The 19,929-nt window shown below is 69.6% G+C and carries 21 protein-coding genes; 11 read left to right on the top strand and 10 right to left on the bottom strand.

Annotation, left to right across the window (positions count from 1 at the left end; all coding sequences use genetic code 11):
- Positions 1–171 precede the first annotated feature (171 nt).
- The 6 genes from Hrr1229_RS13320 (at position 172) to Hrr1229_RS13295 (ending at position 4,353) form a co-directional block, all read left to right on the top strand.
- A complete protein-coding gene (locus Hrr1229_RS13320; RefSeq protein WP_148041737.1) occupies positions 172–657 on the top strand; it encodes a hypothetical protein in 486 nt (161 codons plus the stop codon).
- Positions 658–975: 318 nt separating this feature from the next.
- Positions 976–1,608 (top strand): DUF2589 domain-containing protein, encoded by a 633-nt coding sequence (locus Hrr1229_RS13315; protein ID WP_123112450.1) that lies wholly within the window; start codon positions 976–978, stop codon positions 1,606–1,608.
- 15 nt (positions 1,609–1,623) lie between these two features.
- Positions 1,624–2,208 (top strand): DUF2589 domain-containing protein, encoded by a 585-nt coding sequence (locus tag Hrr1229_RS13310; protein WP_123112451.1) that lies wholly within the window; start codon positions 1,624–1,626, stop codon positions 2,206–2,208.
- Positions 2,205–3,056 (top strand): hypothetical protein, encoded by an 852-nt coding sequence (locus tag Hrr1229_RS13305; protein WP_158606058.1) that lies wholly within the window; start codon positions 2,205–2,207, stop codon positions 3,054–3,056. Before Hrr1229_RS13310 ends, Hrr1229_RS13305 begins: the two co-directional genes overlap by 4 nt.
- Positions 3,049–3,372 (top strand): hypothetical protein, encoded by a 324-nt coding sequence (locus Hrr1229_RS13300; protein ID WP_123112452.1) that lies wholly within the window; start codon positions 3,049–3,051, stop codon positions 3,370–3,372. Before Hrr1229_RS13305 ends, Hrr1229_RS13300 begins: the two co-directional genes overlap by 8 nt.
- A gap of 279 nt (positions 3,373–3,651) precedes the next feature.
- The gene (locus Hrr1229_RS13295) at positions 3,652–4,353 is read left to right on the top strand and encodes a TVP38/TMEM64 family protein (RefSeq protein WP_123112453.1); all 702 of its coding nucleotides are present in this window, start codon (positions 3,652–3,654) and stop codon (positions 4,351–4,353) included.
- A 51-nt stretch (positions 4,354–4,404) separates the two neighbouring features.
- On the opposite strand, the gene Hrr1229_RS13290 is transcribed toward Hrr1229_RS13295, so the two are convergent.
- Together Hrr1229_RS13290 and Hrr1229_RS13285 are read right to left on the bottom strand one after the other, a co-directional pair.
- A complete protein-coding gene (locus Hrr1229_RS13290; RefSeq protein WP_123112454.1) occupies positions 4,405–4,827 on the bottom strand; it encodes a GtrA family protein in 423 nt (140 codons plus the stop codon).
- Positions 4,827–6,329, bottom strand: a complete 1,503-nt coding sequence (locus Hrr1229_RS13285) for a sulfatase (protein ID WP_123112455.1) — start codon at positions 6,327–6,329, stop codon at positions 4,827–4,829. Before Hrr1229_RS13285 ends, Hrr1229_RS13290 begins: the two co-directional genes overlap by 1 nt.
- Before the next feature lie 253 nt (positions 6,330–6,582).
- Between Hrr1229_RS13285 and Hrr1229_RS13280 the strand changes: the two genes are divergently transcribed.
- From Hrr1229_RS13280 to Hrr1229_RS13270, 3 genes are all read left to right on the top strand, one after another.
- Positions 6,583–7,539, top strand: coding sequence for an alpha/beta hydrolase (locus tag Hrr1229_RS13280; RefSeq protein ID WP_123112456.1), 957 nt, complete (start codon positions 6,583–6,585; stop codon positions 7,537–7,539).
- Between the two features lie 112 nt (positions 7,540–7,651).
- Positions 7,652–7,978 (top strand): cupin domain-containing protein, encoded by a 327-nt coding sequence (locus Hrr1229_RS13275; protein ID WP_123112457.1) that lies wholly within the window; start codon positions 7,652–7,654, stop codon positions 7,976–7,978.
- Positions 7,978–8,409 (top strand): rhodanese-like domain-containing protein, encoded by a 432-nt coding sequence (locus tag Hrr1229_RS13270; RefSeq protein WP_123112458.1) that lies wholly within the window; start codon positions 7,978–7,980, stop codon positions 8,407–8,409. The genes Hrr1229_RS13275 and Hrr1229_RS13270 overlap by 1 nt, the downstream gene beginning before the upstream one ends.
- Here Hrr1229_RS13270 and Hrr1229_RS13265 read toward each other — a convergent pair whose 3' ends face one another.
- The 4 genes from Hrr1229_RS13265 to Hrr1229_RS13250 form a co-directional block, all read right to left on the bottom strand.
- Positions 8,410–10,614: a PGF-CTERM sorting domain-containing protein gene (locus tag Hrr1229_RS13265; RefSeq protein ID WP_123112459.1), complete on the bottom strand. Its 2,205-nt coding sequence runs from the start codon at positions 10,612–10,614 to the stop codon at positions 8,410–8,412.
- A gap of 224 nt (positions 10,615–10,838) precedes the next feature.
- Positions 10,839–11,747 carry a Vms1/Ankzf1 family peptidyl-tRNA hydrolase gene (locus Hrr1229_RS13260; protein WP_123112460.1) on the bottom strand — a complete coding sequence of 303 codons (909 nt, stop codon included), beginning with the start codon at positions 11,745–11,747 and terminating at the stop codon, positions 10,839–10,841.
- 533 nt (positions 11,748–12,280) lie between these two features.
- Positions 12,281–12,625 carry a DUF5802 family protein gene (locus Hrr1229_RS13255; protein WP_123112461.1) on the bottom strand — a complete coding sequence of 115 codons (345 nt, stop codon included), beginning with the start codon at positions 12,623–12,625 and terminating at the stop codon, positions 12,281–12,283.
- A gap of 151 nt (positions 12,626–12,776) precedes the next feature.
- A complete protein-coding gene (locus Hrr1229_RS13250; protein ID WP_123112462.1) occupies positions 12,777–13,703 on the bottom strand; it encodes a decarboxylating 6-phosphogluconate dehydrogenase in 927 nt (308 codons plus the stop codon).
- Between the two features lie 120 nt (positions 13,704–13,823).
- Between Hrr1229_RS13250 and Hrr1229_RS13245 the strand changes: the two genes are divergently transcribed.
- On the top strand, positions 13,824–14,300 hold the full coding sequence (locus tag Hrr1229_RS13245; protein ID WP_123112463.1) for a cupin domain-containing protein: 477 nt from the start codon (positions 13,824–13,826) through the stop codon (positions 14,298–14,300).
- A gap of 296 nt (positions 14,301–14,596) precedes the next feature.
- Positions 14,597–15,349 carry a helix-turn-helix domain-containing protein gene (locus Hrr1229_RS13240; RefSeq protein WP_123114826.1) on the top strand — a complete coding sequence of 251 codons (753 nt, stop codon included), beginning with the start codon at positions 14,597–14,599 and terminating at the stop codon, positions 15,347–15,349.
- Positions 15,350–15,383: 34 nt separating this feature from the next.
- Here Hrr1229_RS13240 and gcvPB read toward each other — a convergent pair whose 3' ends face one another.
- The 4 genes from gcvPB to fen form a co-directional block, all read right to left on the bottom strand.
- Entirely contained in the window at positions 15,384–16,814 is a 1,431-nt protein-coding gene (gene gcvPB / locus Hrr1229_RS13235) for an aminomethyl-transferring glycine dehydrogenase subunit GcvPB (RefSeq protein ID WP_123112464.1), read from the bottom strand.
- Positions 16,815–18,143 carry an aminomethyl-transferring glycine dehydrogenase subunit GcvPA gene (gene gcvPA / locus Hrr1229_RS13230; RefSeq protein ID WP_123112465.1) on the bottom strand — a complete coding sequence of 443 codons (1,329 nt, stop codon included), beginning with the start codon at positions 18,141–18,143 and terminating at the stop codon, positions 16,815–16,817.
- 153 nt (positions 18,144–18,296) lie between these two features.
- A complete protein-coding gene (gcvH, locus tag Hrr1229_RS13225; protein ID WP_123112466.1) occupies positions 18,297–18,680 on the bottom strand; it encodes a glycine cleavage system protein GcvH in 384 nt (127 codons plus the stop codon).
- A 270-nt stretch (positions 18,681–18,950) separates the two neighbouring features.
- Complete coding sequence (fen, locus tag Hrr1229_RS13220) at positions 18,951–19,928, bottom strand: flap endonuclease-1 (protein WP_123112467.1); 978 nt, start codon at positions 19,926–19,928, stop codon at positions 18,951–18,953.
- Between the last annotated feature and the right edge of the window lies 1 nt (position 19,929).

Genomic DNA, 19,929 nt, shown 5'->3' with positions numbered 1-19,929 from the left:
CACTAATATCTTATATTTGTATTGATTATATTGCTATAACACATTATTCACACAGACCAATTCCGATAGGTCAGTACAGGCGACCCGCAAATCGCTCAATACAGATGATCTAATCAGCAAGCCATCATCAGTAGAAAGAACCGGTGAGAAAAAATAATTTGAACGATAATTATGTCACATGTTGCAGGGGTAGAATCTGTTCAAGCGATTCAAGACGTGGTAATCGGGGGTTTTGCGGCGCTTCTTTTGACCTCAGTTTTCGGAAGCGCGGTGACTGTCACTACCCCAGATGTACAAAAACGGGTGCTGACATCAGTAGTAGTAGCAAATGGAATCGTAGTGGGGATTGGTCTTGCACCGATGAGTACGCTAGCCGCCGAGCTGGTCCCGCTATCTACTCTCCTTCGCTCAGAGTATGTGGGTGTCTTGTCTCCGACCGTTCAGATAGGCACAGTGCTGGAGCTGCTATTTGGAGTCGGCAAGATGGTGGAAGGGAGTGGCTGGCTGGGTGCACTCGCCTTTCTTGGCGCGTTCTCGGGAGGAGTTCTCTTACCATATCGGGGAACACGTATCGGGGCGCTCATTCTCATTACTTTTTGCCTAATGGTAGTGGAGGTCACGCCGTCTAATTTCTGGATGACACGCAAGCGCTATTGAGTGCCGGGGAGAGTAAAACGATAACCAAATATTGATTTGGGGAATCTAATTTCGTTCTTGTACTGTTCAAGTCTCCCGCATTTCAAACCCCGAGCGACAGGACCAGCGATTCCGTCGCCGATCCTTCTTGCCGAGCGAGCGAACCCACGTTTTCACGAGCGGCTGTGATCGCCGTGTGGGACCGCCATGCGCTCCACGCCGTCATCCGATTCCGAAGGTGAGTACCCTCTGAAGCGGCGAAATACGTGGGGGGTTTGTTACACTTTCACTCACCTCCATACATTTAAACATAAAAGGATTAATTTTCCAACTTGAACCATGCCGAATCCGAACTTCCCGGCCGAGTTGGGGAACATCCCGTACCAGTCGATCATCGGGGGCCCACTGATCGCGGCGGTGAAAGCCAACACCGACGCGTCCGAAGCCGCGGCCCAGTTCATCAAGGACGTGGGTTTCACCGAGGGCGAGAACGGCGAGAAGTCGCCCCGGATGGTCGAGTTCAGCTACGAGAAAGAGGTTATCGACGAAGAGAGCGGCGACAGCACGCTCAAGAGCCACACGATCACGATCCCGTTCCTGCTGTTGACCAACGTCCCGTACTTCGAGGTCGAGCAGGTCACCGTGGACTTCAACGTCAAGCTGAATTCGCTGCAGACGTACGAGGTCTCGGACGAGTTCAACCTGGAAGTCGAGAACAAGGGGAAACAGGGCTGGTTCACCGGCCGGACGGAGTGGTCGGTGAACTCCAGTTACCAGCGCAAGAGCAGCCGCTCACAGGAGGTCGAGCGGACGTACGATCAGCAGGTCCACGTCCAGGCGGGGTCCGTCGAGGCGCCTGAGGGGGTGAAGAAGCTCCTCGGCGTCCTCGAGCAGACGATCGTTGAGGTGCCGGAGGGGAGCGCCACCAACGGCGGCAACGGCGGCAACGGCGGCAACGGCGCCGGAAGCTGAGAGGAGGACTGACCCGTGCAAGCTACAGAGACCCTCTCCGACCTCCCGCTCGCCTCGCTGTTCTCCGCCCCGCTCGTGGCGGCCATCGAGGCGAACGTCCAGGCGCAGACGGAGTCGCTCCGGCTCCTCCGGGAGATCGGGTTCGAGGACGGGTCGCTCAGGACGGTCACGTTCAGCTACGCCACGACGGGAATCGACAGCGAGACCGGCGAGGAGAGCCGGATCCGGAAGGAGCTGGAGATCCCGATCGTCTTGTTCCTCTCGTTCCCGGAGCTCGTCGTCCACGAGATCGAACAGACGTTCTCGGCGCGGATCACCGGCGAACGTACCGAAGAGAGCGACGAGGACGGGAACGGCGGCGATGGCTCCGGTGGCACCGCCCCGTTCCTCCCGTCGCCGACGCAGCTGCAAGTTGCGCCGTCGTCCGAATCGACGACGTTCTCGGAGCGGACCAAGTCCAAGTACGACCTCGATATCCGAATGCGCGCCGAGGTCGACACGCAGACGACGGGAATGGAGACGCTCGAACGGGCCGCGAACAGCGCCGTCGCGACGACCGACGAGGGCGTCATCCCGGACGCGGAGGACGAGACGGAATGACCGAACTGGAGAAGTTCCTCACCTCGCTGTACGACGCGGTCCTGCAGGCGGAGGTGGCCGCGCAGAGCCACGGACAGGCGGCGTACACGTTGCTGCAGGCGTCCCCCTCCCAACGGGACTCCCGGATCCCGGTATATCACGCGACGAACATCTCGATCGACCTCGACGTCGGGCTCGAGGCTCGGGAAGAAAACGGCGTCACTAGGATGTACGTCACCGACCGCCCCGAGGACGAGACCGCCATCTCGTTCGACCTCGAGGTGTACGACTTCATCGAGCCCGGCGACCAGCCTGACCTCGGCGACCTCCCGGTGGAGGGCGGCGAGGGCGAATATCCGTTCGCGCGCCCTGACATCGGCTTCGTCTGGGACCCGCCGTGGGACGTCAACGAGGAGGTCCTCCGGACACGCCTGCTGGAGCAGGCGGGCGAAGACATCGGCGAGAACGTCGACGAGCCGACGGACGGGGAAAGCGAGAGCGGGGAACAGAGAGATGAGAGCGAGAGTGAGGACAAGAACGAGGGGGAGCGGGAAGACGAGGGAACGCGAGACGACGGCGGTGGCGGAGACGACGGCGGTGGCGGAGACGATGGCAGTGGCGGGGACGACGGAGACGACGGCGGATCGGCCGGCTCCGAGAGCGATGGATCGGGCGGCGATGACGAGGGGCCCGCGGGCGACGATGATGGCAGCAAAGGTGGCGACGATGGCGGCGAGGGCAGCGACGACAGCAGCGAGGGCGGCGACGGTCCCCTCGGCGGTCTGCCCGACTTGGACACCCCCGTCATCGATCCGAGAAACCGGATCCGCGAGTTCGTCTCGGACGACGAGGTGACCGACGATGAGTGACGACTTCAACGGGTACTTCGAGCCACTCGACGCGGAGGACCGACAGGAGCTGGAACGGCGGATGGAGCGGTACCGAGAGCAGCTCGAGGACCGAGGGTACGAGCTGGCGCTCGCTGAGGGCGAGAACGGGTTCTTCGCCGGCGTGCTCGTCATCGACGAGGACCGCGGTCGGCTCGGGTTCCTGGAGGCCGACGGGACCGTCGCGTGGCTCGACGCCGACGCGACCGGGCTGGGATACCTCGGGAGCGCCATCGTTCAGAGCCACGGGACGAAACTGGAGAACTCGATCGACGACGCGCCGTTCGACGTGGAGTGACCGGGGCCGATGCGTCGCGGTCCGGTCCCCGATTCCGAGTCAGGTGAGCGGAAGTCGGCGGAACGACCCGGTCTCGCGGCGGAACGCGGACTAGGTTCCGTCTCTCCTCGACGTGGGACTTTCCATCTCTCCTCGACGTGGGATCGCGATATGGAGCCGACGGCCCGTTACCGTCGGGTCGGCGCGGACGTCACGGACGCCGCGGCCTCCCGACCACGTCCCTTGAGAGGTTTCGGTTTTGACAAGGTTCAAGTCGACCGCTGGCCGGTTGTAACACGAATGAGACTCTTCGCCTCGGCGTCGGACAGACGACGGGGGATCCTCGCGTTCGTCGGCGTCGCGGTCGGCTTCGTCCTCCTCTACCTCTTCGTCCGCGAGTACGCCTGGTTCCTCACCGACGCCGAGGCGCTCCGCCTGTGGCTCCGGCAGTTCGGCGTGCTCGCGCCGCTCGTGTTCATCGCCATCCAGGCCCTCCAGGTGATCGTCGCGCCGATTCCGGGCCAAGTCGTCGCCCTCGTCGCGGGGTACCTCTTCGGCCCGCTCGCCGGCACCGTCTACAGCGTCACGGGCGTGCTCATCGGGAGCGCGATCGCCTTCTCGCTGTCGAAGCACTACGGCCGGTCGTTCGTCGAGGACGTGATCCACGAGGACATTATTGTGCGGTTCGACGGGTTCGTCGACACGGTCGGGCTCCCGGGCCTGTTCGCGTTCGTGATCATCCCCGGGCTCCCGGACGACGCCATCTGCTTTTTAAGCGGGCTCACGAAGTGGACGCTCCCCGCGTTCATGGGCGTCATCGCCGTCGGCCGGCTCCCCGCGTACGTGCTCACGGTGTACGCCGGCGGCGAGCTCGCGAGCGGACGCTTCCTCTCCGGGCTCGCGCTCATCCTCGTCGTCGTCCTCGCGTCGGTGGTCGGGTATTACAAACAGGAGACGATCCGCGACATCATCGCCCGCGTCGAGCCCCGACTCCCCTTTTAAACAAGCGGCGACCGCGCCCCCGGCCCGGCGCCGGACGAGGTGCTCCCCGATTCACCCCCATGTCCAGAGCGAGTCGAGCGCGAACCGATAGATGCCGCTGAGGAAGATGGCGAACCCGTTGGAGACGAGGTACATCACCCCGCCCCACTCCACAAGCGCGTAGAGGACGCCGAGCTGGATCGGGATCGCCGTCCCCCGGACGAGGTTCGTCTTCAGCAGTCCCGAGAGATACTCGGTCGTGCCCGTGTTCTGTCTCGCCTCAAACGTCCACGCGTTGTTGAACACGTACGAGAGAATGATCGTGATCTCGATGGCGACCGTTGCGCCGATCAGGTAGTTGATCCCGGCGGCGTCGACGAACAGCCAGAGCAGTCCCATCTGTATGCCGGCGGTGAACGCGCCGACGATCACGAACCGGCGCATCTGGACGGCGATCGGTCCGCTGACGAGGTTGCGGAGGATCCCCCGTAACATCAGCGATAGCCGAGCGCCTCGAGCCGGGCCTCGAGGTCCTCGTCGACCTCGTCGTCCCCGGCGGCGTCCCCGTCGCGGTCGCGAAGCTCGGCCACGTGGTCGGCGGCGACGGGGGCGAACCGCTCGACGACGGCCAGCTCTTCATCGGTCGGGTCGGCGGACAGGTCCTCCTGCTGAGTCGGGTCCGAGGGTCGGTGGTACAGCTCCGTCTCCCCGGTGTCTGCGTTCTCGATGTAGGTCCACTCCGCGTCGCGGACGCTCACCAGGAGCTCGCCGTCGTCCATCGAGCGCGGGATGGGCTGCTCCGTCACCTCCTCGCCGCGGACCGTCACGGAGACGACGGGGTCCTGATCGGGCTCGGCCTCGCCTCTGACCGCGGGCGCCACCGACCCCCCGCGCCACTCCGGCGGCGACTCCACACCGAGGAGGTCGGCCACGGTCGGCGGGATCGCGTCGAGCCCGACGTGTTCGGAGACGCGACCCCCGTCTTCGCCGGGGACGTTCACGATGAACGGCACGTGAATCAGCTCGTCGTACAGCTTCGGGTAGTGCGCGAGGTGGCCGTGCTCCTGGAACTCCTCGCCGTGGTCGCCCGCGACGATGATCGCGGTCTCGTCGGCGACGCCGGCCGCTTCGAGGGCCTCGAGCACGCGCCCGACGCTGTCGTCGACCTGCTTGACTGTCGCCTGATACAGCGTCCGGAGCTCGCGGAGGGTCCGCTCGTCGACCTCCAGCCCGAGGCTCGTTCGGGTGTGCGCGTGGAGCATCCGGTGGGTCCCGACCAGCCCGTCGGACACCTCGCGGATGTACCGCGGCGCCGGGACGTACGGCGTGTGGGTGTCCATGTAGTGGGTCCACAGGAAGAACGGCCCGTCCGTCTCGTCGATGAACTCCGTCGCGGCGTCCTCGACGTCGAACATCCGCGAGGCGTCGAGGAACGGCCGCTCGTCGCTGCGTCCCCTGAACGTGGAGTTGAGACGGCGAAACGGGGAGGCGAGCAGCTGGATCCACGCCTCGACCGTCGGGTGGGCGGCGAGGTAGCGGCTGTACCGGCTCGACCCGACGCTGGTGACGAACGGCTCGAACTCGTCGAACCCCTCGGGGTACCCCCAGTGAGAGGTGAGAAAGCCGTTCGCGGCGTTGAAGCCGCCGGTCGCGATCCCCGCCTCCGAGAGCACCGAGGCGAGCGTCCGTGCGCCGGTCACGCCGATGTCGCCGTTCCGAGCGAAGACGGGCTCGGACGCGAGGATCGAGGGGAACGAGAAGGGGGTCCAGTTCCCGGTCGCGAACGATCGGTCGAAGACGGTTCCGTCGTCGGCCAGCTCGGCGAGCACCGGCGAGATCCGCTCGTCGTCGTACGGCGCGATCGCGTCCGCTCGGAGCGAGTCGATCGTGACGAGAACGACGTTGGAGACCTCGGGGTCGGCGTCGGTCGATCGCGATTCCGCCGGCGTGGACGAGCGCGATACCGGCTCGTCCGGGTGTGACGTGTCCGGAGCCATGTTATGCGGTGGGTGTCTCCGACGCCGCGGCACCGCGGAGCGGCCCGACCGGTCGCGCCGTGTGCCCTCGGCGGGTCGAACTGGGCACGGCCGTCCGTCGAGGGGACGGGCCCGCGAGGAGCCCGCGCCTCGTCGAGACGCGCGTCAGAAACACGAGTATACCCCAGAAGCCGCCTGCCAGCGGCTTGAGGATTTCGATTCCGGTGACGGCGGCGAGCGTAGCTATTTGCCGGCGGCGCGCCAAGCCACATTCATGAGCGATGCGACGACAGAGGCGGTTCGCGGCGTCGACGCGATAGACGCCGACGTCCCGGACGACGAGATCCCCGAGTCGGTGCCGGCGGAATCGCGGGCGGTGGAGACGAACGGCGTCCGACTCCACCTCGTCGAGGCGGGGCCGGAAGACGGGAAGCTGCTCGTCCTGCTCCACGGGTTCCCCGAGTTCTGGTACGGCTGGCACGAGACGATCGCGACGCTCGCCAACGCCGGGTACCGCGTCGTGGTCCCCGACCAGCGCGGGTACAACCTCTCGGCGAAGCCACCGGGCGTGAGCGACTACCGGATCGGCGAGCTCGCCCGCGACGTCGTCGGCATCGTCGACGCGTACGGGCGGGAGACCGCCGCCGTCGCCGGACACGACTGGGGGGCGGCGGTGGGGTGGTGGCTCGCGCTCCACCACGCTGACCGCGTCTCGGAGTTCGTCGCGGTCAACGTCCCGCACCCGACCGTCTTCGAGGAGACACTCCGGAGCTCGTGGGACCAGCGGCTCAAGAGCTGGTACATGCTCGCGTTCCAGCTCCCGAGGCTCCCCGAGGCCGTCGCCAGCGCGGGGAACTGGCGGCTGGCCGTTCGCGGGCTCCGCGACTCCAGTACCCCCGGCACGTTCAGCGACGAGGACATCCGGCGCTACCGGCGTGCGTGGAACCGCGAGGGCGCCTTCGAGGCGATGGTGAACTGGTACCGCGCGATCGTCCGCGATCGCCCGACCCCCGAGCAGACCCGCGTCGAGGTGCCAACCCTCGTGATCTGGGGCGCGAGGGACCGCTTCCTCACGAAGCGGATGGCGGGGCGGAGCGTCGACCGCTGCGCCGAGGGCCGGCTGCTGACGCTCGACACCGCGACCCACTGGGTCGTCCACGAGGAGCCGCACCGCGTCGCGGAGGCGATCGCCGACCACGCCGACCCGCTCCCGCCCGGCGCGCGGGAGTAGCCCCGCTACCACCGCCCGCCGCGGCCCTCTCGCCCCGGTCCACCCGCCACGGGCCTCTCGCCCCGGTCCACCCGCCACGGGCCTTATGTATCGACGGCGACGACAGTCGGGCATGACGCTCGACAGATACGCCGACGCCGTCTCCGAGCTCGATCCCGCGGCGGGCGAGGTGGAGACCGCCGAACTCGTCGTCACCGACGACGTGCTCGTGAAGGCGTTCGTCCTCGGCCCGGACGCCGCCGTCGACCCGCACGAACACGCCGACGCGACCAACGTCTTCCACGTTATCGAGGGAGAACCGACGGTCGTCAGGGAGGGGACCGAGGAAACGCTCGCGGCGCCCGCGGTGGTCCCGAACGAGCGCGGCGCGGTCCACGGCGCCCGGAACGACACGGACGAGCGAGCCGTGCTCACGGCGAGCCTCTGCCCGCTCCCCTGATGGACGGCGAGATCGACCCCGAGGAGCTGGCGGCGCTCCTCGACGAGACCGCCGACCGCGACGAAGCGGCGGACGGGAACGAGGGGGGCGAAGACCTCCGAATCGTCGATATCCGCGACCAGCGGGCGTTCGACCGCGGCCACCTCCCCGGCAGCGAGTGCGTCCCGTTCCCCGAGCTGACGACCCGCGTCGAGGAGCTCGCCGGCGCCTCGCGGATCGTCACCGTCTGCCCGCACGGGATCGCCAGCCGGCAGGCCGCACAGCTGATCGGGAGCTACGCCGGGATCGAGGACGCGCGTGTCGAGAGCCTCCGCGGGGGCGTCGAGGCGTGGCAGCGCGACGTCGACGAGCTGGTGACGACGGAGAGGGCCGACGAGCGCCCCGACGCCAGCGACGGCGCGGCGGACGAGGGTCCCGACGCCCCGTTCTGATCAGGAGCCGGGGCCCCGCCGTCCGAACAGCCCCGCGGCCGACAGCAGCGCGACGAGAGCGACGACGGGGCCGAACCCGGGCGCGCCGTCGTCGGTGGCCCCACCCTCCCCGCCGAGCGGACCCTCCCCGTCGACGGTGACGGTCGTCGAGGCCTCGTCTTCCGGGCCGACGACGCTCACGGTCGCCTCGCCGTCGCCGCCGGCGATACCTCCCGACTCTCCCGACTCCCCGAGCGTGACGTTCCTCGCGACCGTCCCCTCCGCGCCGGCGTCGAGCCGGACGGGCGCCGTGGCGACCGTCTCGCCGTCGACCCGGAACTCGACATCCGCCCCGGCCGGGAGGCCGGCGTCGTTGGCGACCGTCGCGGTGACGCGCACCGACTCGCCGGCGGCCACGCGGTCCGCGTCCGCGGAGACCGCTCTGACCGACGGCGGCGCGGGCTCGGAGACGGCGACCGTCAGCCGCTCGCCGGCGACCCGGACCGCGTATTCGCCGGGGTCAGAGAACGCCCGTTCGAACCGCTCGGTGGTCGCTTCGCCCGCCTCGACCGAGCCGTTCCGCGAGTCGACGACCTCGCCGTCGACGGTCAACGCGAGGTCGTACTCGCCGGCGACGCCGCCCGTGTTGGTCACGTCGACGGCGAGCGCGAGCGTCTCGCCGGCCACCAGCTCGACCGGGTCGCTCGCGACCGGGCGGTCGCGGTACTCGCCGGTCGCCCGGACCCCGTCGTCCGCGAGCGCGTACCCGACCTGCGCGGGCGTCTCGCCGAACGCCTCCGCGTGCGCCTCGCGGTCCCACGTCTCCGCCGTCTCCCGGGTGGTCGTCAGGCGCTCGGCCTCGGCGCGGATCGCGGCCGCGGTCTCGGCGTCGGCCCCCTCGGCCGCGGCCGCCTCGACGGCGTCGAGCACGTCCCCGTTGGTGATCGGTCCGTCCGCGGCGTTCAGATCGCGGACGACCGTCGCGAGCGAGGCGCTCCCGTCGGTCGCGACGCGGAGCCGGCGGTCGATCTCGCCGGCGACGAGCGCCCCCTTCGTGTAGTCGGGGTTGCGCTCCCACGTGCCGGGGTCGGCGAGCACCGCCGAGGCGTCGGGATCCCGCTCGCCGCGCGCCAGGGTCCGCTCGAATTCGTCGAAATCGGCGTCGCCGCGGTCCAAGGCGAACAGCGCGGCGTAGTAGGTCGCGCTCGCCTCGGTGATCCACCGGCCGCTCGCGTCGGCGCGGTAGGCCTGCCGGGTGTGGACGTACTCGTGCGTCCACACGTCGGCCGCCGTGCCGGCCGGCTCGACGTCCCGGACCCAGAGGTCGGCGTCGGCGACCTGAAGTCCGCGGACCCCCCACTCGACGCCGCCGGTGGGAGCGGCGACGGCGAACACCGCCTCGTCGCGCGCGCCCACCTGCAGCGCCGTCGACGCCGACTCGAAGACGCCGAACACCTCGTCGGGAGTCGCTTCGAGATCGGCCGCCGCGGGGACGATCAGGCGGTAGCGCTGGCCGCCGGCCTCGCGGACGTGCTCCTCGTACGGGCCGAGGAACGCCATCGCCTGCGAGGCGACCCCCTCGCCGTCGACGGCGTTCTCTCGGGTCAGCCGGACCTGGCCGTCGTACTGGCCGGTGTACGACCAGCTCGCGCTCGTCCGCGGCGTCCGGACCAACGCCCACTCGCCGGCGTCGACGAACCGGTAGGAGCCGCGGGCGCCGAGCGGTCCCGCCGCCTCGACGGTGTCGTTGGCGTCCATCGCGTAGGTGAGCGAGGGGGTCGCCGTCTCGCCGTCCCACACCCACGCCGACTCGTCGGGACCGGCGTCGTCGGCCCGCTCGAACCCGTCGGCCTCGACCGCGTCGTCGTTCGCGCTGAGCAAAGTCACCCGGAGCTCGGTGACGCGGTCGGGGATCGCCGCCCGCGTCCTGACCGCGACCGTTCCGGGCTCGGCGGTCATCGACAGCTCGTTCCGCAGGCGGATCCTGTCGGAGTCGTCGACCTGACCCGCGTCGTCGCCCGCGGCGTCCTCGGGCGAGTCGGGGCCGACGGACCCGTGGAACTCGGTCCCGCCGAGCGCGACGGCGTCGCTCGGGGCGGAGCGGTCGTCGACCGCCGCGCTCCCGGCGGCCCCCGGTGCGGCGACCCCCAGCGCGGCGACGAGCAGGAGCGCGACGAGCAACGCGGCGACGGATCGAACCGCTGGATCCGAACCCGACCGTGTCATGGATCCACCACCGGGCGACGGCGACATAGGCCTGTTCCTCGCGACGCGGTCGCCGCGGACACGCGTCGCTCTCGTTCCGGGCGCGGACATCGAAAAAACGATCGACGTGGGGGGAGAGGGAGCGTGTGACGTCCCTCCGTGCGAGCATCCGTCACCGAGCTATTTAGTTATAAACTCCATACCACCGGGGTCGATCGGAGTCGCGCCCGCGCCGACGACGCGGCTCATATCGCGTGGATCCGGGCGGTCCAGAAGTCGCTGAAGGCGTCGTCGAGCGCCGCCTTCGGCTCGCCGGTCGCGTCCGACACGTCGGTGACGTCGGCGTGCTCGCGGACCTCGCCGAGGACGCTCCGCTCGCCGACGACGATCACGCGGTCGACGTCGTCCGCGTCGGCGACGGCCGCCAGCTGGCGGTTCGCCTTCTTCAGGTGGTCGTCGATCTGCCCCTCGCGGCGGCGCTCGAAGCGCCCCTGCGAGAAGCCGCCCTTCGAGTGGGCCTCCTTCACGTCGGAGGTGAACCCCTCGAAGGCGACGCGCTCGGCGCCCTCGTAGGTGCCGAGCGCGAACGTGTCCGAGCGGACCACCGCGAAGGCGAACCGCCCGGTCGGCCGGAACCACGCGTCTTCCAGTCGGAAGCCGTCGTCCCACCGATCGAACGGTTCGGGCGCTATCGGGGGCGCGATCGCCGCGCTCACGGCGCCCGAGTCGTCGGCGAGGACGACCGCGGGCGCGGCCCGCCGAACGAGTCGGGTGCGGTCGCCGAACCACTCCGACACGCTCGTCGGGACCGCGTCGTCGCCCGGGACGAAAGCGGTGAGCAGCCCCTCCGGGTCGTCGCTCTCCACGCCCCGGAAGCGGTCGAGGATATCGTCCAGTCGCGGGCCGCGGGCGTCGCTCACGCGCCGGAACTCGATCGACGCCTCTTCGCCCTCGGTCCGGCTCAGCCGCTCCTCTAACGACTCGATCCGGTGTTCGAGCTCGTTGACGCGCTCCTCGGCGCGCTGGCGGTCGGCGACGGCGTCAGAGCGGCGCTCCTCCTCGGCCTCGGCGCGGCGTTCGAGGTGGCGCTTCTCCTCCTCTAACTCCTCGATCCGCTCTTTCAGCTCGGCGCGCCCGAGCAGCCTGTCGATCATACCGAATCCGCGACCCCCGGCGACCTAAAAGGTGCGTCTGCGGCGGGGTAGTCGCGGAATGATTTATAAATAACTGCGGTGGCGTGCCTCCGAGCGGTCGTCATCGACGACCGCGAGTAGAGAGAGACCGGAGGTCTCTCTGACAGCCGGCGGCGGAGCCGCCGGCGACGAGGCTGGAGAGGCGTGAGGTGCGGTCGCTGTGCGGGTGGGACTCAAAGGGGCAGCCGGGAGGCGGGCGCAGGCGTTCACGAGAGCTTTGCTCTCGTGAGCCAATCAGAACGCGGAGCGTTCTGATGACGACGTAAGCACTGCAGAGAGCGAACGGAGTGAGCGACCGAAGCGCGTGGTTCGAAACGGCTTCGCCGTTTCGTCATCACGAGACGCCTTTGGCGTCTCGAACGACAGCGAGCGTGCGCCCGCCTCCCGACTGGGGCTTTGGAGTGGTTTGCCGTCGCTCGCTTATAATCTACTTATAAACTGCCGACCAAACCGCAGACGCCACAGAAAACGGAATCAACAGAACCGTTCTCGTGTCACGCGTTCACGTGTGGCTCCCAACCCTCCCACCGCAACAGCGTCTCCGCCCGATCCGCGTCCGCCAGCAGGACGTTCTTGCGGTCCGGGAGCGTCTCGTCGGCGATCTCGTGGGGGACCGCGAGCGTTCCGCTCGGCACGTCGTCGTCGCCGCCGACCGGGATGTGGCCGGCGCCGAGTTTCATTACGAGGGGTGCGTCGAGCCGCTCGACTCCCTCGCCGTCCGCGTACAGCTGCTCGTTGACGTGCTCGTGGTCGGCCCGCTGGATGACGGCGCGGTCGCCGTCGTGGGGCTCCACGTACAGTTCCCCCAGGTAGTATCCGCTCGAGAATCGCTCGAACATGCTATGCATGGTATCCTCTGACACGGTGGTATATAAGCGTTACCCGGCGCGCGATCGAACGCGATAAGCGGCGATCCCGCGGGCTCCTGGTGCCCGCAATCCCGTACCCCGCGGTCCAGCGCCCCCGCGACCTCGTACCCCCGCGACTCTCCTACTCCCCGTCCGACCGCCGCGCGACTTCGTGGCGGCCGAACCCGTACCGCAGCCGGTTCGCGAGCCGCCGCGAGAAGCGCCCCTCGTTCCGCGAGTCGAACCGCTCCGCGAGCGCCTGATAGATGAGCGGCACCGGCACCGCCTGTTCGAGCGCCTCCTCGACGGTCCACGTGCCCGTGGACCCGCCCGCGACGTGGTCCGCGACGTCACCGAGGTCCGACCCCTCCTCGCGGAACGCCTCCTCGCACAGCTCGAGGAGCCACGACCGAATGACCGCGCCGTTGTTCCACGTGCGCGCGACCGACTCCATGTCGAGGTCGTACCGGCCCTCCGCGAGGAGCTCGAACCCCTCGCCGTACGCCTGCATCAGCGCGTACTCCACGCCGTTGTGGACCATCTTCACGTAGTGACCCGACCCCGACTCGCCCATCCGGTCGTGGCCGTCCGGACCGGTCGCGACCGCGTCGAAGACGGGGACCATCGCCTCGTAGGCCCACGCCGGGCCGCCGACCATCAGCGAGAACCCCGCCTCGGCGCTCGCCGGTCCCCCGGACGTGCCGCAGTCGAGGTAGGCGGCGTCCGTCTCCTCGGCGCGGCGGGTGGACGCCTCGAAGTGGGAGTTTCCCCCGTCGACGATCACGTCGTCCCCGTCGAGGTGCGGCTCTAAGTCTGCGAGCGTGGCGTCGACCGCCTCGCCCGCGGGCACCATGAGCCAGATGCGCTTCCCGTCCCGCTCGCCGTCGTCCGAGCCCTCCAACCGCCCACAGAGGTCTTCGACCGAGTCAGCGGGTTCCGCGCCCGCCTCCGCCGCGGTCGCGGTCGCCTCCGCCGAGAGGTCGAACGCGACCACGTCGTGGCCGGCCTCCAGCGACCGGTTCACCACGATCTGCCCCATCCGCCCGAGTCCGATGACGCCGAGTTCCATGCGCGAGGGGTGGCGACCGCCCGCCGTAGTGGTTCCGGTTCGGTGGCCGACGCGCGACCCGGGCGACGCTCGCCGACCGACCCCCGGAACCGTTTTTGCGACGCTCCGCGACCACGACCCATGCCCCGTGTCAACGAAGGAGACCTCGACTGGAAAGAGACGGAGCGCGGCGAGATCCGGTTCCGCCGGAAGCAACTCGGCGAGGCGGCCGGCGGCGAGGGGATCGGGTGTAGCCTCTACGAGCTCCCCGCCGGCGCGAAGTCGTGGCCGTACCACTACCACACCGCCAACGAGGAGGCGCTCTACGTCCTCGCCGGCGAGGCGACCCTGCGACACGACGGGGAGACGCACGCGATCGAGGCCGGCGACTACGTCGCGTTCGCGGCCGACGAGTCCGGCGCGCACCGCGTCGTCAACGAAGGCGACGAGCCGGTGCGGTACCTCGCGCTGTCGACGATGAGGGAGCCCGACGTCACGGTGTATCCCGACGCGGGGACGTTCGGCGTCTACGCCGGGTCGCCACCGGGCGGCCGCGAGGAGCGTTCGCTGGAGGGATACTACGAGATCGACGGCGACGTCGACTACTGGGAGATGTAGGCGCCGCCCGAGCGGTCGGGCGATGTCGTCTCCGGTGGGCGCGCACGCGAGCGTCCGACTTCGGTGGTCCGTCGGTCCTGACGAGGCGCCCGGGGGAGAGGAGCCGCGGGAGAATGGAGCCGCGGGAGAATGGAGCCGCGGGAGGGAGGAGCCGCGAGAGAGCCACGGAACCGCGAGTCGCCGAGCGCTATTTAACACCGAAACGTATGAAGGGATAGCCGGAGGGGTCGAGGCCCCGTAGCATCCGTACGAATGTCCCGAGAGGACGCCAGGACGACGGCCACGGGGTGGAACCGATGAGTCGAACGCGGTTGCGCCTCGGCCTCCCCGACGACTCCTGGCTCGGCGAGGTCTCGCGGTCGGCTCCGGACGCGACGCTCACGGTCACCGGCACCGTCGCCGCCGACGAGAGCGACGTCACCGCGTTGACGGCGGCGGGAGTCGACCGCGCGGCCGCCGTCGACGCCCTCCGCGACCACGACGACGTGGACCGGATCGAGACCGTCGAGCGCGGGCGAACCGAGACGGTCGTCCGCGTCACCGCCCCGGCGCCGTCCTACGTCGCGGCCGCACGGCGAGCGGGCGTTCCGTTCGAGTTCCCCGTCGAGGTCTCGGACGGACTGGCGACGCTCGTCGTGGTCGACGACCGCGAGCGGCTCTCCGCGCTCGGGCGGCGGCTCGCGGCCGCGGGCGCCACGGTCGAGTCGGCCGGCGGCGACGATCCGGACCCGATCCTCACCGAGTCCCAGCACGAGCTCGTCCGCGCCGCGGTCGAAGCCGGGTACTACGACACGCCCCGTGAGTGCACGCTCACGGAGCTCGCCGACGACCGCGAGATAGCCAAATCGACCTGCAGCGAGACGCTCCACCGCGCCGAGGGGCAGGTGTTGCGCCGCTTCGTCGAGAACGGGACGTCGTTCGACGCGGCCGACTCCGGGACCGAAGCGGCGCCCGCGGTCGCCGGCTCGTCGGTCGAGGAGGTCGACGACGGCGGCGACGGCGACGCGCGCCGCGGTTCCGACGCGACCGGCGTGACGGCGACGGAATAACAGTCGACGCGAGACGTTCCTTTCGGCTCCCGTCCTACTCCTCGTCGAGCGCCTGCCACGAGAGCCGCGGGTTCCGCGCGGCGGAGACCTGATCGATGCGGCCCGCGGCGGTCCGGTTCGGGGCGGCGTCGAGCGCCTCGTCGGTGTCGGCGTACGCGAGGTTGAACGCCTCGGCGAGGTCGTCGAGCGAGGACTGCCCCTCGATCTCGGTCGGCTCCGTCAGCATCGCCTCGGGCACCATCTCGGGCCACTTCGTCGTCGGCGGGTGGACGCCGAAGTCGAGCATCCGCTTGGCGACGTCGGCGGCGTCGCGCTCGCCCGCGGTCGCCGCGAACTCGTGGTGGAAGGGGCCGTGCGGCACGTCGAGGTCGATCCGCTCGGCGAGGTAGTTCGCGTTCAGGACGGCCTTCGCGGCCGCGTCCGCGAGCCCCTCGTCGCCGAGGCGAGCGACGTACGCGTACGTCTTAATAAGGACGAGCCAGTTGCCGGCGAACCCGTGGACCTTCCCGATGGTGTGGTCCGGCTCGAAGCGCTCGTACCCGCTGACGCTCTCGGTTTCGCGGACCTGCGGAGCGGGGAGGAAGTCGGCCAGCTCGTCGACGACGCCGACCGGGCCGGCGCCGGGACCGCCGCCGCCGTGGGGGGTCGCGAACGTCTTGTGGACGTTGTAATGCATCACGTCGAACCCCATGTCGCCGGGGCGGCCGCGACCGAGCAGGGCGTTGAGGTTCGCGCCGTCGTAGTAGAGCAGCCCACCCGCATCGTGGACGATCTCGGCGATCTCCGTGATGTCGCGCTCGAAGAGCCCGACCGTGTTCGGGTTGGTCAGCATGAGGGCTGCCGTGTCGTCGCCGACGGCCGCCTCCAGCGCCTCGACGTCGACGCGCCCGTCGTCCCCGGAGGGGAGCTCGACCACGTCGTAGCCGGCGGTCGCGGCGGTCGCGAAGTTCGTCCCGTGCGCGGAGGCCGGGATCACGACCTCCGACCGGTCGTTGCCGTGGTGCTCGTGGTACGCCTTCGCGACGAGGATCCCGGTGAGCTCGCCGGCCGCGCCCGCGGGCGGCTGGAGCGTCACGGCGTCCATGCCGCCGATCTCGGCGAGGAACTCCTGCAGCCGGTACTGGAGCTCTAAGTTCCCCTGCACGGACCGCTCGGAGCGGGCCGGGTGGACCGCCGCGTTCGGGTCGGCGGCGACGTCCTCGGTGAACTTGGGGTTGTACTTCATCGTGCAGCTCCCGAGCGGGTACGGCCCGGAATCGATCGCCCAGTTCATCTGCGAGAGCCGGGTGTAGTGGCGGGCGATCTCCGGCTCGGAGGGCGCGGGGAGCGTGAGCTCGTCTCGCGTCAGGTCGTCCGGGAGCGGCGACTCGTCGGTCACGTCGACCGTCGCCTCGCCCTTCTCGGAGAGGAGCGGTTCCCGGACGTCCTCGCCCTCGCGCTCGTAGGTGGCCTGGTCGTGGATCACTCAGATCACCTCCTCGAACGCCGCGACGAGGTCGTCCCCCCGGCTCGCGTTCAGGTCCGTCACGCACACCTGCAGGAGGTGCTCGCCGACGACGTGAACGGCGAACCCCTCGGCCTCCAAATCCTCGGCGATCGCCGCGGCCGGCTGGTCGACGCGCACGGCGAACTCCCGGACGTGGTGGCGGTCGTGGACCGGGGCGACGGCGCCGTCGACCTCGTCGATCCGGGCGGCGAGCCCCGCGGCCTCGCGGACGCAGTCGTTCGCGAGGTCGACGAGGCCGTCCGGGCCGAGCGTCGCCGCGTGGATCGCCGCGCGGAGCGCCACCCACGCCTGGTTCGTGCAGATGTTGGAGGTCGCCCGCTCCTTCCGGATGTGCTGTTCGCGCGTCTGGAGCGTGAGCGTGAACGCGCGGTCGCCGTCGGCGTCCTCGCTCGCGCCGACGAGCCGCCCCGGCACCTGCCGGAGGAACTCGTCGCTGCAGGCGAAGATCCCGAGCCCCATCCCGTAGGCGGTCGGGAGCCCGAGCGCGCCGGCCTCGCCGACGACGACGTCGGCGCCGACGCTCGCCGGCTCCTCGAGGACCGCGAGCGAGACGACGTCCGAGCCGAGGACGAACAGCGCGTCGGCGTCGGCCGCGATGTCGCCGACCGCTCCCAGCCGCTCCTCGATACAGCCGCGGACCGTCGGGTTCTCGGCGTACACCATGACAACATCGTCGCCGACGCGCTCGGCGAGGGCGTCGACGTCGGCGTTGCCGTCGACCATCGGATAAGCCTCGACGGTCAGGTCGGCGCCGGCGCAGTAGTTCTCCAGCACGGCCCGCTTGCCCTCGCGGAGCTGATCGGGGACGAGGACGGTGTCCCCCGAGGTCGACCGGACGCGGTCCGCCAGCGTCGCCGCCTCGCCGAGCGCGGTCGCGGCGTCGTACATCGAGCAGTTCGCGACCGGGAGCCCCGTGAGCTCGACGAGCATCGACTGGTACTCGAACAGCGCCTGGAGGAACCCCTGCGATATCTCCGGCTGGTACTGGGTGTAGCTCGTGAGGAACTCCGCGCGGTCCGAGAGGTGGTCGACCACGCTCGGCACGTAGTGGCCGTAGTGCCCCCGCCCGAGGAACTCGGTCAGGTCGTCGTTCCGGGCGAAGATCCGCGAACACTCCGCGCGGATCTCCCGCTCCGTGCGGGGTTCGATCCCGAACTCGCCGTCGAAGGCGACGTCGTTGGGGATGTCGAACAGCGCCTCCTCGTCGTCGACGCCGATCGCCGAAAGCATCGCCGCGGTCTCGTCGTCCGTGTGCGGCGCGTACGGGGTGCCGTCCGTCCCGCTCATCGGTTCGTCCCCGCGCGTCGGCTCGCCCCCGCGCGTCCGCCGTCGCTCTGTCGTCCGGTTCCGGGTCGTCCGTCGAAGGGTGGCGTGGTCATGGTGGTGTGTCGGCTGCCGAGTCCCGCTCCGGGACTCGGTTCGGTCCGCGGTCCGCGGTCGTTACGCGATCTGCGCGTCGTACTCGTCGGCGTCGAGGAGCCCCTCCGCCTCGCCGCCCTCGGTCGCGTCGACCTCGAGCATCCAGCCGTCGCCGTACGGGTCCTCGTTGACGAGCTCCGGCCGGTCGAACAGCTCCTCGTTAATGGCGACAACCTCGCCCGAGACGGGCGCGTACAGGTCCGAGACGGCCTTGATCGACTCGACGACGCCGAACGGCTCGCCGGCGGTCACCTCGTCGCCGACCTCGGGGAGCTCGACGAAGACCACGTCGCCGAGCTCGTCCTGCGCGAAGTCGGAGACGCCGACGCGGACGGTGTCGGCGTCGCTCGTGGTCCACTCGTGCGATTCCAGGTATCGTAACTCGTCGGGAACTTCGAAGCTCATTGGTGAAAGTGGTCGTCGTGGGACACCCGATTCTGCGGGCGCGAGCGGATCGACGCGCTCCGCCGCGCCGCGCGGGTCCGACGGGCCGCCCCCCGCGAGGCGCCGACCGGCGGAATCGTCGGTCGAGAGGTGGTCCACGACACGTGTAGGTCATCCTTCCCACGACGGGGAAATAAAAGGTATGTTCGCGGCCACTGCGTCGTTCTCTCGCCGTCCGTCTTGACTGCGACCCCGACGGGAGGCGGGGGACCGTGCTCGCCGCAACCCCGTTCACGACCACCGGTCGAGCCCGGTCTGGACCTGCGACTCCGTGATGCGCTCGAAGCCCCGCTCGACCTCCTCGGCCGCGACGCCCCACTCGTCGACGACGTACGCGCGAGCGGCGTCGACGTCGGGGTTCACGTCCGCGTCGACGTCGACGTCGGTCGCCGGCGGGTTCATGAACAGCTCGCGGATCTCCGCGGCGTTCGGGATCTCGGCGCCGCGCGCGTCGAGGGCCCCCCACAGGTCGCCGTGTTCCTTCACGGCCGTCACCGCGGTCTTCGGCCCGACGCCGTGGACGCCCTCGTTGAAGTCGGTGCCGCACAGCATGGCGACGTCGACGAGCCCCTGCCGGTCCAGCCCGAGCTCGTCGAGGGTCGCCGCGAGCTCCATCAGCTCCGGGTCGCCCTTGCTCGTGAGCTGCCGGAGCGTCGTGGGGGCGCCGAACAGCAGCGTGTCGTAATCCTCGCTGCCGGCGTGGTCGACCGTCCCCGTCGCCGCCATATGCGCGCACTGCGCCTCCCCCTCCGCGGGGGCCTCGACGATCGGCACGTCGAGCAGGGAGAGCAGCTCGCGAGTCGTCTCCTGGATCGTCTCCGTGAGCCGCTGGGTGCGGGCCTCGAGCCGGGCAGCCTCGACCGCGTCGCCGCGCTCCTGGGCCGCCGCCCGACGCTCCTCGGCCCGCTCGCGCTTCTCGCGCCGGTCCGCGACCTCGTCGGCCTTCAGGTCGGTGACGGCCCCGTCGAACACCATCACCGGGATCAGGTCGTGTTCGAAGAACTTCGGGAGCCCCTGCACGACGCCGATCAGGTTCGCGACCTCGACGCCGTCGGCGGTGGTGTACTTCTCGTCTGCCGTCCACTTGACAGTCGTCGTGAGATACCGGTACAGCCAGTTGTGCGCGTCGACGGCGACGACGCCTCCCCCGATGTCCTCGAAGGCGACGTCCCGGATCGCCGCGAGGTCGCGTAGATCGGCGTTTCCCATC

Source organism: Halorubrum sp. CBA1229 (genome assembly GCF_003721435.2).
In the GTDB taxonomy this organism is placed as follows: Archaea; Halobacteriota; Halobacteria; order Halobacteriales; family Haloferacaceae; genus Halorubrum.
This window is presented reverse-complemented; position numbering and strand designations above follow the sequence as displayed.

Bases quoted from the DNA above. Each gene is read 5' to 3' on its own strand.
- Hrr1229_RS13320 (WP_148041737.1), top strand. From the start codon at position 172: ATGTCACATGTTGCAGGGGTAGAATCTGTTCAAGCGATTCAAGACGTG.
- Hrr1229_RS13315 (WP_123112450.1), top strand. From the start codon at position 976: ATGCCGAATCCGAACTTCCCGGCCGAGTTGGGGAACATCCCGTACCAG.
- Hrr1229_RS13305 (WP_158606058.1), top strand. From the start codon at position 2,205: ATGACCGAACTGGAGAAGTTCCTCACCTCGCTGTACGACGCGGTCCTG.
- Hrr1229_RS13300 (WP_123112452.1), top strand. From the start codon at position 3,049: ATGAGTGACGACTTCAACGGGTACTTCGAGCCACTCGACGCGGAGGAC.
- Hrr1229_RS13295 (WP_123112453.1), top strand. From the start codon at position 3,652: ATGAGACTCTTCGCCTCGGCGTCGGACAGACGACGGGGGATCCTCGCG.
- Hrr1229_RS13290 (WP_123112454.1), bottom strand. From the start codon at position 4,827: ATGTTACGGGGGATCCTCCGCAACCTCGTCAGCGGACCGATCGCCGTC.
- Hrr1229_RS13285 (WP_123112455.1), bottom strand. From the start codon at position 6,329: ATGGCTCCGGACACGTCACACCCGGACGAGCCGGTATCGCGCTCGTCC.
- Hrr1229_RS13280 (WP_123112456.1), top strand. From the start codon at position 6,583: ATGAGCGATGCGACGACAGAGGCGGTTCGCGGCGTCGACGCGATAGAC.
- Hrr1229_RS13275 (WP_123112457.1), top strand. From the start codon at position 7,652: ATGACGCTCGACAGATACGCCGACGCCGTCTCCGAGCTCGATCCCGCG.
- Hrr1229_RS13270 (WP_123112458.1), top strand. From the start codon at position 7,978: ATGGACGGCGAGATCGACCCCGAGGAGCTGGCGGCGCTCCTCGACGAG.
- Hrr1229_RS13265 (WP_123112459.1), bottom strand. From the start codon at position 10,614: ATGACACGGTCGGGTTCGGATCCAGCGGTTCGATCCGTCGCCGCGTTG.
- Hrr1229_RS13260 (WP_123112460.1), bottom strand. From the start codon at position 11,747: ATGATCGACAGGCTGCTCGGGCGCGCCGAGCTGAAAGAGCGGATCGAG.
- Hrr1229_RS13255 (WP_123112461.1), bottom strand. From the start codon at position 12,625: ATGTTCGAGCGATTCTCGAGCGGATACTACCTGGGGGAACTGTACGTG.
- Hrr1229_RS13250 (WP_123112462.1), bottom strand. From the start codon at position 13,703: ATGGAACTCGGCGTCATCGGACTCGGGCGGATGGGGCAGATCGTGGTG.
- Hrr1229_RS13245 (WP_123112463.1), top strand. From the start codon at position 13,824: ATGCCCCGTGTCAACGAAGGAGACCTCGACTGGAAAGAGACGGAGCGC.
- Hrr1229_RS13240 (WP_123114826.1), top strand. From the start codon at position 14,597: ATGAGTCGAACGCGGTTGCGCCTCGGCCTCCCCGACGACTCCTGGCTC.
- gcvPA (WP_123112465.1), bottom strand. From the start codon at position 18,143: ATGAGCGGGACGGACGGCACCCCGTACGCGCCGCACACGGACGACGAG.
- gcvH (WP_123112466.1), bottom strand. From the start codon at position 18,680: ATGAGCTTCGAAGTTCCCGACGAGTTACGATACCTGGAATCGCACGAG.
- fen (WP_123112467.1), bottom strand. From the start codon at position 19,928: ATGGGAAACGCCGATCTACGCGACCTCGCGGCGATCCGGGACGTCGCC.